13 protein-coding genes are annotated in these 12,509 nt (G+C 63.6%); 8 read left to right on the forward strand and 5 right to left on the reverse strand.

Features of this window, described 5'->3' with window-relative positions:
- Nucleotides 1-16 precede the first annotated feature (16 nt).
- The gene (locus ACIQUG_RS29255) at nucleotides 17-469 is read right to left on the reverse strand and encodes a hypothetical protein (RefSeq protein WP_402325765.1); all 453 of its coding nucleotides are present in this window, start codon (nucleotides 467-469) and stop codon (nucleotides 17-19) included.
- A gap of 336 nt (nucleotides 470-805) precedes the next feature.
- On the opposite strand from ACIQUG_RS29255, the gene ACIQUG_RS29260 reads away from it, so the two are divergent.
- A complete protein-coding gene (locus tag ACIQUG_RS29260) occupies nucleotides 806-2,290 on the forward strand; it encodes a nucleobase:cation symporter-2 family protein (RefSeq protein WP_192450949.1) in 1,485 nt (494 codons plus the stop codon).
- 155 nt (nucleotides 2,291-2,445) lie between these two features.
- Complete coding sequence (locus ACIQUG_RS29265; protein WP_402325767.1) at nucleotides 2,446-3,357, forward strand: DMT family transporter; 912 nt, start codon at nucleotides 2,446-2,448, stop codon at nucleotides 3,355-3,357.
- A gap of 59 nt (nucleotides 3,358-3,416) precedes the next feature.
- Here the strand turns inward: ACIQUG_RS29265 and ACIQUG_RS29270 are convergent, their stop codons facing one another.
- A complete protein-coding gene (locus tag ACIQUG_RS29270) occupies nucleotides 3,417-3,845 on the reverse strand; it encodes a Fur family transcriptional regulator (RefSeq protein ID WP_034802472.1) in 429 nt (142 codons plus the stop codon).
- Nucleotides 3,846-3,966: 121 nt separating this feature from the next.
- On the opposite strand from ACIQUG_RS29270, the gene ACIQUG_RS29275 reads away from it, so the two are divergent.
- The 4 genes from ACIQUG_RS29275 to ACIQUG_RS29290 are packed head-to-tail and all read left to right on the forward strand — an operon-like array spanning nucleotide 3,967 to nucleotide 7,509.
- The gene (locus tag ACIQUG_RS29275) at nucleotides 3,967-4,872 is read left to right on the forward strand and encodes a metal ABC transporter substrate-binding protein (RefSeq protein ID WP_192450951.1); all 906 of its coding nucleotides are present in this window, start codon (nucleotides 3,967-3,969) and stop codon (nucleotides 4,870-4,872) included.
- Nucleotides 4,869-5,804: a manganese/iron ABC transporter ATP-binding protein gene (locus ACIQUG_RS29280; protein WP_402325769.1), complete on the forward strand. Its 936-nt coding sequence runs from the start codon at nucleotides 4,869-4,871 to the stop codon at nucleotides 5,802-5,804. Before ACIQUG_RS29275 ends, ACIQUG_RS29280 begins: the two co-directional genes overlap by 4 nt.
- On the forward strand, nucleotides 5,801-6,661 hold the full coding sequence (locus ACIQUG_RS29285; protein ID WP_402325770.1) for a metal ABC transporter permease: 861 nt from the start codon (nucleotides 5,801-5,803) through the stop codon (nucleotides 6,659-6,661). The genes ACIQUG_RS29280 and ACIQUG_RS29285 overlap by 4 nt, the downstream gene beginning before the upstream one ends.
- The gene (locus ACIQUG_RS29290; protein ID WP_402325771.1) at nucleotides 6,658-7,509 is read left to right on the forward strand and encodes a metal ABC transporter permease; all 852 of its coding nucleotides are present in this window, start codon (nucleotides 6,658-6,660) and stop codon (nucleotides 7,507-7,509) included. Before ACIQUG_RS29285 ends, ACIQUG_RS29290 begins: the two co-directional genes overlap by 4 nt.
- Before the next feature lie 39 nt (nucleotides 7,510-7,548).
- Here the strand turns inward: ACIQUG_RS29290 and ACIQUG_RS29295 are convergent, their stop codons facing one another.
- Both ACIQUG_RS29295 and ACIQUG_RS29300 read right to left on the reverse strand, forming a co-directional pair.
- Nucleotides 7,549-8,298, reverse strand: a complete 750-nt coding sequence (locus ACIQUG_RS29295; protein ID WP_402325772.1) for a F0F1 ATP synthase subunit A — start codon at nucleotides 8,296-8,298, stop codon at nucleotides 7,549-7,551.
- A 330-nt stretch (nucleotides 8,299-8,628) separates the two neighbouring features.
- Nucleotides 8,629-9,534, reverse strand: a complete 906-nt coding sequence (locus tag ACIQUG_RS29300; RefSeq protein ID WP_402325773.1) for an aminoglycoside phosphotransferase family protein — start codon at nucleotides 9,532-9,534, stop codon at nucleotides 8,629-8,631.
- A 285-nt stretch (nucleotides 9,535-9,819) separates the two neighbouring features.
- Between ACIQUG_RS29300 and ACIQUG_RS29305 the strand changes: the two genes are divergently transcribed.
- Nucleotides 9,820-10,734 (forward strand): DUF6030 family protein, encoded by a 915-nt coding sequence (locus tag ACIQUG_RS29305; RefSeq protein ID WP_402325774.1) that lies wholly within the window; start codon nucleotides 9,820-9,822, stop codon nucleotides 10,732-10,734.
- A 36-nt stretch (nucleotides 10,735-10,770) separates the two neighbouring features.
- On the opposite strand, the gene ACIQUG_RS29310 is transcribed toward ACIQUG_RS29305, so the two are convergent.
- Nucleotides 10,771-11,202 (reverse strand): Lrp/AsnC family transcriptional regulator, encoded by a 432-nt coding sequence (locus tag ACIQUG_RS29310; RefSeq protein WP_043619168.1) that lies wholly within the window; start codon nucleotides 11,200-11,202, stop codon nucleotides 10,771-10,773.
- Between the two features lie 125 nt (nucleotides 11,203-11,327).
- Here ACIQUG_RS29310 and ACIQUG_RS29315 point away from each other — a divergent pair, with 125 nt between their 5' ends.
- Nucleotides 11,328-12,431, forward strand: coding sequence for a saccharopine dehydrogenase family protein (locus ACIQUG_RS29315; protein ID WP_034802496.1), 1,104 nt, complete (start codon nucleotides 11,328-11,330; stop codon nucleotides 12,429-12,431).
- Nucleotides 12,432-12,509 lie beyond the last annotated feature (78 nt).

The following is a 12,509-nucleotide window of genomic DNA, read 5'->3' on the forward strand; positions in this document are numbered from 1 at the left end:
GGGACGCCGACCACGCCTACATGTGGGCAAGCCGCAGGCGCCCGGACTTCTCTAACCGGCGCTTGTCGAAGATTGCCCTGATCGCCCGCGTCGAGCCGTCATCCATCCGCACGCTCATATCCATGTAGAGATGCTCGTCGACGATCGTGATGCGGATGTCGAAAGGCTTGCCGCGATAAAGGCTGGCGCCATCCTCGTTCCAGCGACCGATGCCGTCGGCACTCGAACCCTCGACCCGACCGAGATGGGTCACCGCGAACCATCCGTCCCTGCCCGTCACCTTGAGAACGGGGCCGTTCCGCCGGATCTCGACCGAGCAGCTCTCGCAGTCACCGGCGCCGGAGACCACCTGCTGCCATTGCCCCTGGAAGCTCACGCCGCTCGCCCCGGCAACCGCCGGCCAGAGAACGATCAGCAGCGCGAGAAGCGCACGACCGGGAGATGAAAAGGCCAATCTGCAAGATTTCATCGGCATGATCCCAAACGAACCGTGGCGGAACCTTCGCACCCGGCGCGACGAACCATCGTCGTTTCGCATTGCAGCAACGTTGCATCGTTGCTAGGATCACCTCGTTCTTCGCCATGCCTTGGGGCTTTCTTCGGCACGACCTGCCCGGTCGGAGCCGTTCGACGGTCAAATCCGGACCTTTCCCGCCCCAATCATCCCTCGACAATTTCCCCCGGAATCCGGAAAGTGTTTTCGTTCCGGCAAGACTTGCGACATTCTGTCTCGACAACCGAAGATAGCGGTTCCCCTGTTGGAGGACGGGGGGCCGGACTGGTCGATGCAATGGGAGGAGGAACCATGAGCGACGTTTCCAGCATACATCCCGTGGACGAAAGGCTGCCCGTGGGCAGGCTTGCGACCCTCGGGTTACAGCATGTCCTTGTCATGTATGGCGGCGCCGTCGCGGTGCCTCTGATCGTCGGGCGCGCCTTGCAGCTCAGCCCTCAGGACGTCGCTTTTCTGATTTCGGCCGATCTTTTCGTTTGCGGCCTCGTCACCATCATCCAGTCGCTGGGCGTCGGCCGCAGCATCGGCATCCGGCTTCCGGTCATGATGGGCGTCACCTTCGCCTCGGTCGGCCCGATGGTATCGATGGCAGCGATGACGCCCGGACAGGAGGGTGCCCGGATGATCTTCGGCGCGATCATCGGCGCCGGCCTCGTCGCGCTGCTGCTTGCGCCGGTCATGGGCCGGCTCCTGAGGTTCTTCCCCCCTGTGGTCACCGGCACGATCATTCTCGTCATCGGCGTTTCGCTGATGCGCGTCGGCGTGAACTGGATCTTCGGCAATCCCTTCGGCCCGACTGCACCCAAGCTCGTCGATCCGACCCATGCGGAATGGCTGGCGGAGCTCAAGAAGGCCGCAGCCACCGGCGGCCCGGCGGTTCCGGACGGCCTGGTGCTTGGCGCCAGCGTCCCGAACCCGCTCTACGCCGAGCCGAGCCACATTGCGCTTGCCGGCTTCGTGCTCCTCTCCATTCTCGTGATTGCCCGCTTCGGCCGCGGATTGATCAGCAACATCGCGGTACTGACCGGCGTCGTCGTCGGCTGCGTCGTCGCCGCAGCACTCGGCATGATGCATTTCGACCGGGTGGCCGATGCCGGCTGGTTTGCCGTCGTCACCCCGCTGCGCTTCGGCATGCCGATCTTCGATCCGGTGCTGATCGCCACCATGTCGCTGGTGATGATCGTTGTGATGATCGAATCGACCGGCATGTTCCTGGCACTCGGCGAAATCACCAACCGCGAAGTCTCGCGGCAGCAGTTGACGGCAGGCCTTAGGGTCGATGGCCTCGGCACCATGATCGGCGGCCTGTTCAACACCTTCCCCTATACGAGCTTCTCGCAGAATGTCGGCCTTGTCGGCGTCACAGGCGTCAAGAGCCGCTACGTCTGCGTGATGGGGGGCGTCATCATGATCGCGCTCGGCCTGATCCCGAAGATGGGCGCACTCGTCGAAGCGGTTCCGACCTTCGTGCTCGGCGGCGCCGGCCTGGTCATGTTCGGCATGGTCGCGGCCACCGGCGTGCGCATCCTGTCGACCGTCGATTTCAAGTCGTCGCGCAACAACCTGTTCGTGGTCGCCGTCTCGGTCGGCTTCGGCCTGATCCCGCTGATCGCGCCGAACTTCCTGATCTGGCTGCCGCATGCCATCCACCCGATCATCGAGTCCGGCATCGTGCTTGCTTCGATCTCGGCCGTCGTACTCAATGCCTTCTTCAACGGCCTCAGCTTCGAAAGCACAGCCAGCGTCAACGCTGCCAAGCTTGCCGACAGCCATTGAGCCAACCGCAATCGCGTACCCCCGGCTTTCGCACGAAAGCCGGGGGTACGCTTTTCACACGGCAAGATCCCGATACTTCGACCACCAACGAAGCATCCGCCGCCAGCGTCGCGCTAGAACGATGGCAACAATGACGACGCAAGGATGCGACCCCGATGGCCAAGACCAACCTTTCTCTCGAACTCCTGTTGCTTCTGGCGCTCGCAACGCTCTGGGGCGCCTCCTACACCTTCATCAAGATCGGCATCGAGACCATTCCGCCGGTGACGCTGATTGCGGCCCGCACCCTGATTGCCGGCACGCTTCTGCTTGCCGTTCTGCGCTGGCGCGGCCTAAGCCTGCCGCGTGACGCGGCAACCTGGCGGCGCTTCCTGTTCCAGGCCTGCCTCAACAGCGTCGTGCCCTTCACGCTGATCGCCTGGGCCGAGCAGACGATCGATGCCGGCATCGCCTCGATCCTCAATGCGACGACGCCGATCTTTGCCTTCCTGATGACGGCGCTGATCACCCGCCACGAGGCGGTCACGGCCCGCAAGCTGGTCGGCATCGTTGCCGGCATGACCGGCATCAGCCTGATCATCGGCATGGAGGCCTTCGGCGGACTCGGCGAACAGTTGCTGCCGCAGCTCGCCGTCGTGCTCGCCACCGTCTGCTACGCGGGCGCCGCCATCTTCGGTCGCGGCTTCAAGGGGCTCGATCCGATGATGCCCGCCGCCGGATCGTTGATTGCCGGTGCTGCGCTGCTGATCCCGGTAAGCCTCGTCGTCGACAGGCCCTGGACGCTGTCACCATCGGCGGAGTCGTTGCTGGCGCTCGTCGGCCTCGCCGTCTTCTCGACCGCCCTTGCCTTTGCCATCTACTTCCGGCTGATCCAGACGCTGGGCTCGGTCGGCGCCACGGCCCAGGCCTATCTGCGCGTGCCGATCGGCGTTGCAATCGGTGCGCTCTTTCTCGAAGAACGGCTGTCGGACACCGCCTGGATCGGCCTTGGCTGCGTCATCGTCGGGGTCGCAGCCATGACCATCCCGGCACGGCGACGCGCCGCCGCGATCGCCGACCGCGGCTGAGCCCACTTACGGATAAAGAGAAGAGATCGCGCGCCGTTTGGCGCGCCATTGCCGAGGCCTCAGTCCTTGCGCTTGCGGCAGTAGAGTTCCAGCCGGTGACGCACGAGGTCATAGCCGAGTTCGGCGGCGATTTCCGCCTGAAGCTGCTCGATCTTGTCGGAGCGGAACTCTATCACCGCGCCGGTGTCGATATCGATCAGGTGGTCATGATGCGGCGCGTCGGCGGTCTCGAAGCGAGCGGTCGCACTCTCGAAGGCATGGCGCTGTACCACGCCCTGTTGCTCAAGCGCAGACAAGGTCCGGTAGACCGTCGACAGCGAGACGGTGGCGTCGATTTCCTTCGCCCGGCGATGCAGTTCGTTTGCATCCGGATGGTCTTCTGCGGTGGCGAGGATCTTCAGGATTGCGGCACGCTGGCGCGTCACGCGCACGCCGCCATCCCGCAACACGCCTTCCAGTTCTTCGACACGATTCTTGTTCTGTTTCATGGCCGTACACTAGCCAAGGGCACGGCCTTTGAAAATAGCCAGTTGCGAATGCTTCTCATTTGCATTGACTTATGCAAATCATTCCCCTACTCCTGTGAGCATCAACATCTGGGAGTAGAGAATGATCGATCAGACGAGGCGCGCGATCCTGGCGGCAATGACGGCCGTCGCAGCCATTGCGCTCGTTCCAGGCGCCGCTTACGCGCAGGAGAAATTCAAGGCCGTGACGACCTTCACGGTCATTGCCGACATGGCAAAGAATGTCGCAGGCGACGCAGCCATCGTCGAATCGATCACCAAGCCGGGCGCCGAGATCCACAACTACCAGCCGACGCCGCGCGATATCCTGAAGGCGCATGACGCCAAGCTGATCCTCTGGAACGGCCTGAACCTGGAGCGCTGGTTCGAAAAGTTCTTCCAGAACTTCGACGATGTTCCCGGCGTCGTCGTCTCGACCGGCATCGACCCCATGGGCATTGCCGAGGGCCCCTATTCCGGCAAGCCCAATCCGCATGCCTGGATGTCGCCATCGGCCGCGTTGATCTATGTCGACAACATCCGCGACGCCTTCGTGAAGTACGACCCTGATAATGCCGAAACCTACAAGGCCAACGCCGAGGCCTACAAGCAGAAGATCGAGGCGACCATCGCGCCGATCCGCGCCGAGATCGCCAAGATCCCCGAGGACAAGCGCTGGCTGGTCTCGAGCGAAGGCGCCTTCAGCTACCTGATCCGCGATTTCGGCATGAAGGAACTCTATCTCTGGCCGATCAACGCCGACCAGCAGGGCACTCCGCAGCAGGTCCGCAAGGTGATCGACGCCGTCCGCGCCAATCATATCCCGGTCGTCTTCTCCGAAAGCACGATTTCGCCTGATCCGGCAGAGCAAGTGGCGCGCGAGACCGGTGCAAAATACGGCGGCGTGCTTTACGTTGATTCCCTGAGCGAAGCGGATGGCCCGGTTCCAACCTATGTCGACCTGCTGCGCGTCACATCTGAAACCATCGCCAAGGGTCTTGCACAATGAACCTTCAGGTGAAGACGCGCTCCGGCCCGGCACCCTCTTCCGGCGAGCAAGGAAGCGGCATCCGCGTTGCCGGCGCCACCGTCACCTACCGCAACGGCCTGCGGGCGCTTCGTGACGCCAGCTTCGAGATCCCGACCGGCACGATCACCGCGCTCGTCGGCGTCAACGGCAGCGGCAAGTCGACACTGTTCAAGGCGATCATGGGCTTTGCCCGCCTGTCGCGCGGCGAGATCGCGATCCTCGGTCTTTCCGTGCCGGAAGCGCTGAAGAAAAACCTCGTCGCCTATGTGCCCCAGGCCGAAGAAGTCGACTGGAACTTCCCGGTGCTGGTCGAAGACGTCGTCATGATGGGCCGCTATGGCCACATGAACATGCTGCGCATCCCGAAGAAGATCGACCACGAGGCGGTCGAGGCAGCCCTTGCCCGCGTCGGCATGAGCGACTACCGCAAGCGCCAGATCGGCGAACTCTCCGGCGGCCAGAAGAAGCGCGTCTTTCTCGCGCGCGCCCTTGCCCAGGACGGCAAGGTCATCCTGCTCGACGAGCCCTTCACCGGTGTCGACGTCAAGACCGAGGACGCGATCATCCGGCTGCTCATCGGGCTTCGCGACGAGGGCCGGGTCATGCTGGTCTCGACCCACAATCTCGGCAGCGTGCCGGAATTCTGCGACCGCACCGTGCTGCTGAAAAACACCGTGCTCGCCTACGGCCCGACCGAGACGACCTTTACCCGCGAAAACCTCGAACTCGCCTTTGGCGGCGTGCTCCGGCACTTCGTGCTCGGTGGTGAAAACCTGCACGACGACGCCGATCCCCGCCAGCTTGCCGTCATCACCGACGACGAGCGTCCGCTCGTCATGTATGGCGACAAGGACCGCATGGTGGCGCAGCCGGCCAAACCCGAGACCAACGGGGAACAGAACGGCAAATGACCGCCACGCTTCTCGAACCCTTCACCTACGGCTACATGCTCAACGCCATGTGGGTGAGCGCGCTGGTCGGCGGCGTCTGCGCCTTCCTGTCCTCCTATCTGATGCTCAAGGGCTGGTCGCTGATCGGGGACGCGCTCTCGCATTCGATCGTGCCCGGCGTCGCCGGCGCCTACATGCTCGGCCTGCCCTTCTCGCTCGGCGCCTTCTTCTCCGGGGCGCTCGCCGCCGGCGCCATGCTCTTCCTCAACCAGCGCACAAGGCTTAAGGAAGACACGATCATCGGCCTCATCTTCACCTCCTTCTTCGGCCTCGGCCTGTTCATGGTCTCGCTGTCGCCGACCTCGGTGAACATCCAGACGATCGTGCTCGGCAATATCCTGGCGATCACGCCGGCCGACACGCTGCAGCTGGCGATCATCGGCATCGTCTCGCTGATCATCCTGACGGCCAAGTGGAAGGACCTGATGGTCACCTTCTTCGACGAGAGCCATGCCCGTTCGATCGGCATCCCGACGACCTACCTCAAGGTCCTGTTCTTCACGCTGCTTTCGGCCTGCACGGTCGCGGCGCTGCAGACCGTCGGCGCCTTCCTCGTCATCGCCATGGTGGTGACGCCGGGGGCCACCGCCTATCTGCTGACGGACCGTTTCCCGCGGCTGATCCTGATCAGCGTGGCCATCGGCACGCTGACGAGCTTCTTCGGCGCCTATTTCAGCTATTTCCTCGATGGCGCCACCGGTGGCATCATCATCGTGCTGCAGACGCTGATCTTCCTGACGGCCTTCGTCTTTGCCCCGAAACACGGGCTTCTCGCCGCGCGCCGGCGTGGCGCCGAACCGGCGGAGGCTGGCCGATGATCTCGCTCGACATGATGCTTGCCGTGTTCGAATTCGAGTTCATGCGCAACGCGCTTCTGATCTCGGTGCTGGTGGCGATCCCAACCGCGATGCTCTCCTGCTTCCTGGTGCTGAAGGGCTGGTCGCTGATGGGCGATGCGATCTCGCACGCCGTCTTTCCCGGCGTGGTGATCTCCTACATCGTCGGCCTGCCGCTCGCCGTCGGCGCCTTTGCCGCCGGCATGTCCTGCGCGCTTCTGACCGGCTATCTCAAGGAGAACAGCCGCATCAAGCAGGATACGGTCATGGGCGTGGTCTTTTCCGGCATGTTCGGTTTCGGCCTGGTGCTCTACACCAAGATCCAGAGCGACGTGCACCTCGATCACATCCTCTTCGGCGACATGCTCGGCATTGGTTGGCCCGACATTGTCGAGACCGGCGTGATCGCGCTGGTGGCCGCCGGCATCCTCGCGGTCAAGTGGCGGGATTTCCTGCTGCATGCCTTCGACCCGGCCCAGGCCAAGGCCGTCGGCCTGCCCGTCAACTGGCTGCACTATGGGCTGTTGGCGATCCTGTCGCTGACGATCGTCGGCGCGCTGAAGGCGGTGGGGCTGATCCTCGCCATCGCCATGCTGATCGCGCCGGGCGCCATCGCCTTCCTGATCACCCGGACCATGGGCATGATGCTCATCGTCGCCGTGCTGGTCGCGATGACGGCGTCGTTTACCGGCGTCTACCTGTCCTTCTTCATCGACAGCGCGCCGGCGCCGACCATCGTGCTCCTGATGACCGCGATGTTCCTGATGGCCTTCGCCTGGTCGTCCTGGCGGACCTACCGCAACGAAGCCCGGCGCGTCGCGGCCGAATGAAAAGGAGGCTCCCGTTGCGGGGGGCCTCCTTGCCTTTTCTCAGTGGCTCGGATGCAGCGCGTCGTTGAGATACATGCAGGTCAGCATGGTGAAGATATAGGCCTGGATCAGCGCCATCAGCAGCTCCAGCCCCGTCAGCGCCACCGTCATCAGCAGCGGCATGATCGCCGCGAGAATGCCGAGCGCGCCGAAGCCGCTCAGGCCCACGACGAAACCGGCGAAAACCTTGAGAGTGATGTGGCCGGCGAGCATGACCGCGAACAGACGCACCGAGTGGCTGACCGGGCGCGACAGGTAGGACACCACCTCGATCGGGATGATGATCGGCGCCAGGATCAGCGGCACGCCTGAGGGCATGAACAGCCTGAGAAAGCCGAGACCGTGCCGGTAGAGGCCGTAGAGCGTGACCGTCAGGAACACCAGCATCGCCAGTGCGAAGGTGACGGCGATATGGCTCATCACCGTGAAGGCATAGGGGAACATGCCGATCAAATTGGCGGTAAGGATGAACATGAACAGCGAGAATACCAGCGGGAAGAAGCGCATACCCTTCTCGCCGGCATTGTCGCGCAATGTCTTTGCCGCAAACTCAAAGAGGATTTCGGCCGCCGACTGCGCCCGGTTCGGCACGAGGCCGCGTCTCCTGGTCGACAGGATCAGGAAGAGGCTGGCGATCGCGATCGTCAGCACCATATAGGCGGCCGAGTTGGTAAAGCTGATCTGGTGGCCGCCGACTTCGGCGATCGGGAAGAGCGACTTGATCTCAAATTGTTCGATGGGTCCGGCCATCATCAACCTCGTGCGTTGGTGACGAAACGTCGGCGGCGCGCGCGGGCGGCCACCTGCACGCTTCAATATGTTGGGAAAGCGATCGGCGGCCGGGATCGTTCCACGAAACGATGGCTTCGGGCGGGGTGATCGGGCTGCTCGATGAAGGAAATGGTCACGCGGGCGTGCCGCGGGCTACGGGGCTGCATGGTACGATCGTCTCCAATATCTCGGTCGAGATAATGGGGCCGTCCCCAGGCGAAACACCGACGCGGGTCGTCCCGCGTGCGCCTGACCTAGAGGCAATTTGCGCCGGGGTCAAGTCGGCGCCCGGCCGGGGCGCAACCGGTCTCAACCGTGGCGACGGTGATCCGCAAGCACCTCGTCGATCACCACGCGCTGCTTTGCCTTTTCGCTCGCCGGCGCGCCAGCCATGCCGGCAAGCACGATCAGCGCCTTCCACAGCGTCCAGCCGCGGCCCCGCGCCCAGGCGCCGTGATCGAGAGCCATGCCGTCGCGGAAGACCTCGCGGCTCTCGCCGCCGAAAAACGTCCAGGCAATCGCCAGATCGCAGGCGGGATCCCCGACGCCGGACGTGCCGAAGTCGATGACGCCGCTCAGGCTGCCCTTCTCGATCAGCAGGTTGCCCCAGGCGATATCGCCGTGAAACCAGACGGGCGGTCCCGCGAAAGGTGCGGCAAGTGCGGCGTCCCAGACCTCCCCTGCCGCCATCGTGTCCACATCGCCCGCAAGCAGCGTAAGCGCCTGGCGCGTCTGCGCGTCGTAGAAGGCGGGCGGTCCGCCGCGATGGAAATTGTGATCGCCGGGCACGGGCCCGCCAGTGGCATCCGCTTGCATCAGCGCGCGCAGGAACCGTGTCAGGTCCTTCGCCACCTGCCCGACATCATCGACCCGCTCCACAGCCAGTGTGTCCCCGGGGAGATAACGATACACCGACCAGGGCCAGGGAAAACCTTCTCCCGGCACGCCCTTGCCGAGAGGCACAGGAATGGGCAGCGGCAGTTGCGGCGCCAGCAGCGGCAGCCAGCGATGTTCCTTTTCCACCTGCAGAACGTAGTGCTCGGCGCTCGGCAACCGGACGGTCATCCGGTCGCCGAGGCGAAACGTCCTGTTGTCCCAGCCGCCCGGTTCGATCGGTCGTATGTCGAGGTCCGACCATTGCGGAAACTGCGCCGCGAGTAGCCGGCGCACCAGTGCTACGTCGATCGACGGCATTGCGGATGTCGGCACTGTCATCACGAACATGCGCTCCGGTTTGAATGTCTGCGGACGCTAGTTAGGCAATCACTTCCGGATTTCAACTTTTTAGTTCACGCCGGCGATCGTTCACCGGCGCGTTGTGCCGGGATGCAACAGTCGCCTCGCGGTTATCGGCGGTTGCATATTGCCGCCGCGACGGATTTCGAGGATGAAGAAGGCTTGGACATCTTGCTAGCCTGAGATCATGGAAACCCGGCAGACCGACCGCCCTTCGCTGGAGGCCCCGCAACTCATCGCCCATCATCGGGCGAGCGAGGCTGCATGAGCACGGCCAAAGGCAAGACGCCCGCCGGCAAGCCGGCCCGCAGCACCGGTCTGCGCTTCTTCATCGTGGCCCTGCTGCTGATCGTCACCGCCATCGTCGCGACGGCCCTGCTCGCCAACGAGCAACGCAATCTGAAGAAGGTTCTGCTCGCACTCGGCCTGCCGACGACCTTTCTCGAAAGAGGGAGACCAGACGAGACGACGGCCACGAAGCGCGAGAGGCGCGTGCCGCCGCGCATTGCCTTGCCCGCCTGGACCTTCCAGGACCTGCAGACGCCGGAGCAGCAGTTCCTGCGCGTCATCCGCAGCGACCCAAAGGCGCTTTGCGACGAGTTGCGGGAAGCCGGGTTTCGGGAACTCGAATGGAAATCGAGCGCCGGCGAACGGGCCCAGTGGGAATGCTCCTCGCTGATTTCCTTGCCCCGGCCGGGCGAAGACAAACCCTCGTCGATCTTCATCTTCGTCAAGGGCAGCGGCGAGGACGAAATCTCGTCGTTCCGCGTCAAGCTCAACATCGAGCGCCAGGAGGACAGCCAGGCGGTGACGACGGCGGCAGCGCGGGCGGCATCCGTCTTCCTCGATCACGTGCGCTGGGCGGACGCGGCCAGCGTCACCTTGCAGATCCAGGCGCTGAGGGAATTCGACCTCAAGCGCTTTGGCAGTCGCATTCAGCTCAAGCGTGAATCCGACGAGGAGACGCAGCGCTACAATTTCCTCGCCAACCAGTCCGCCCGTGCCCGCCCGAAGAGCATTGCCGAGCAATATTTCGATCGCAGCAAGTGGCTCGCCTATGGCGATGGCGGCCTGCGCAGTTTCGTTCGGGGACCGAGTGCCTGGAACACCCCGGCCAAGGTGCCGGACGGAACGGGCACGGGCAAAGAGGAATCCGCACCGGCCGCCAGCCCGCCCTGATGATCGCGCCGCCTGTCGCTCGAACCGAAAGATGGTCTAGCGGTCGATCCGCGTCGAGAGAATGATCGACGACAGCGTTCGGTCTACGCCGTCGATCTCGCCGATGCGATCGATCAGCAGGTCGAGTTCGCTGATCGACGTCGCGGCAACGACGGCAATCAGGTCGAAGCTGCCGCTGACCGAATGCAGCGTCTGGATTTCCCGGATGGCGCTCAGCTCCGGGGTCACGCGCGAGAGCGCCCGCGGCGCAATGGTGATCAGCACATGCGCCTTGACCAGCCCCTTCTCGTAACTCTCCGACAGGCGCACGCCATAGCCGGCAATGATACCTTCGCGCTCCAGCCGCTCGATACGGGCCTGCACCGTCGTGCGCGACAGGCCGAGCCTTCGGGCAATCGTCGCCGTCGGCATGCGGGCGTTTTCGCTCAAGATGGCGAGAAGCTCGCGATCCTTGTCCGTGATCTGCATTTCGTCGGTCCAGTTGGGCAATTTGCCGAATTTATATAGGCGATTTAGTCACATCAGCGCTTCAAATCAACTGCCCCTCCCACGACAATAGAGACACAAACAGTTCTCATGCCCTGGGGGAAAGAATGAAGAATATCGTCGTCATCGGAGCAGGCAAGATCGGCTCCACTATCGCTCGCATGCTGGCCCACACCGGCGACTACAGCGTCTGCGTCGCCGACCGCGCCGCCGAGCAGCTGGAGCAGGTCGAAAAGCATGCCGCAATCACGACGGCGACCGTCGACATCGGCGACAAGAAGGCGCTCGTCGCGCTTCTCTCCGGCAAGTTCGCGGTTCTGAGCGCGGCTCCGTTCCACCTGACGGTCGCAATCGCCGAAGCCGCTGCCGAAGCCGGCATCCACTACCTCGACCTCACCGAAGACGTCGAATCCACCCGCCAGGTCAAGGCGATCGCCGCCAAGGCGAACACCGCCTTCATCCCGCAGTGCGGCCTCGCACCGGGCTTCATCTCGATCGTCGCCAACGACCTCGCCAGCCGCTTCCAGACGCTGGAAAGCGTGCGCATGCGCGTCGGCGCCCTGCCGCAGTACCCGTCGAACGCGCTCAACTACAACCTCACCTGGAGCACCGACGGCGTCATCAACGAATACATCGAGCCCTGCGAAGCGATCGTTGAGAGCAACCTGATCGAAGTGCCGGCTATGGAAGAGCGCGAAGAATTCTCGCTCGACGGCGTTACCTACGAAGCCTTCAACACCTCGGGCGGCCTCGGCACCCTCTGCGAAACGCTGAAGGGCAAGGTCCGCACGCTGAACTACAAGACGATCCGCTACCCGGGTCACGCCGCCATCATGAAGGCGCTCCTCAACGACCTCGGCCTGCGTCACCGTCGCGAAGTCCTCAAGGACATCTTCGAAAATTCGCTGCCGACCACCACCCAGGACGTCGTCGTGATCTTCGTCACCGTTTCGGGCTTCCGCGACGGTCGCCTGATCCAGGAAACCTACGCCAACAAGGTCTATAGCGGCGTCGTTGCCGGTCGCATGCAGAGCGGCATCCAGATCACCACCGCCGGCAGCATCTGCGCCGTGCTCGATCTGCTTGCCGAAGGCAAGATCGCCCAGAAGGGTTTCGTTCGTCAGGAAGACATCGGCCTCGACACCTTCCTCGCAAACCGCTTCGGCCATTACTACGCCCAGAAGGGCGAGAGCGCGCGCGTCGCCGGCTGAGCCAATCAGTCCTGATGCGCCGACTTCAATGCCCGGGTTTCGCCCGGGCATTTTTCGTTTCGCCGTCCAGCAACGACG

The organism is Ensifer sp. NPDC090286 (genome assembly GCF_044769565.1).
Taxonomy (GTDB): domain Bacteria; phylum Pseudomonadota; class Alphaproteobacteria; order Rhizobiales; family Rhizobiaceae; genus Ensifer.

What these genes read in the sequence shown, in the direction of transcription:
- ACIQUG_RS29255 (WP_402325765.1), bottom strand. Translation starts at nt 469, where the DNA reads ATGAAATCTTGCAGATTGGCCTTTTCATCTCCCGGTCGTGCGCTTCTC.
- ACIQUG_RS29260 (WP_192450949.1), top strand. Translation starts at nt 806, where the DNA reads ATGAGCGACGTTTCCAGCATACATCCCGTGGACGAAAGGCTGCCCGTG.
- ACIQUG_RS29265 (WP_402325767.1), top strand. Translation starts at nt 2,446, where the DNA reads ATGGCCAAGACCAACCTTTCTCTCGAACTCCTGTTGCTTCTGGCGCTC.
- ACIQUG_RS29270 (WP_034802472.1), bottom strand. Translation starts at nt 3,845, where the DNA reads ATGAAACAGAACAAGAATCGTGTCGAAGAACTGGAAGGCGTGTTGCGG.
- ACIQUG_RS29275 (WP_192450951.1), top strand. Translation starts at nt 3,967, where the DNA reads ATGATCGATCAGACGAGGCGCGCGATCCTGGCGGCAATGACGGCCGTC.
- ACIQUG_RS29280 (WP_402325769.1), top strand. Translation starts at nt 4,869, where the DNA reads ATGAACCTTCAGGTGAAGACGCGCTCCGGCCCGGCACCCTCTTCCGGC.
- ACIQUG_RS29285 (WP_402325770.1), top strand. Translation starts at nt 5,801, where the DNA reads ATGACCGCCACGCTTCTCGAACCCTTCACCTACGGCTACATGCTCAAC.
- ACIQUG_RS29290 (WP_402325771.1), top strand. Translation starts at nt 6,658, where the DNA reads ATGATCTCGCTCGACATGATGCTTGCCGTGTTCGAATTCGAGTTCATG.
- ACIQUG_RS29295 (WP_402325772.1), bottom strand. Translation starts at nt 8,298, where the DNA reads ATGGCCGGACCCATCGAACAATTTGAGATCAAGTCGCTCTTCCCGATC.
- ACIQUG_RS29300 (WP_402325773.1), bottom strand. Translation starts at nt 9,534, where the DNA reads ATGACAGTGCCGACATCCGCAATGCCGTCGATCGACGTAGCACTGGTG.
- ACIQUG_RS29305 (WP_402325774.1), top strand. Translation starts at nt 9,820, where the DNA reads ATGAGCACGGCCAAAGGCAAGACGCCCGCCGGCAAGCCGGCCCGCAGC.
- ACIQUG_RS29310 (WP_043619168.1), bottom strand. Translation starts at nt 11,202, where the DNA reads ATGCAGATCACGGACAAGGATCGCGAGCTTCTCGCCATCTTGAGCGAA.
- ACIQUG_RS29315 (WP_034802496.1), top strand. Translation starts at nt 11,328, where the DNA reads ATGAAGAATATCGTCGTCATCGGAGCAGGCAAGATCGGCTCCACTATC.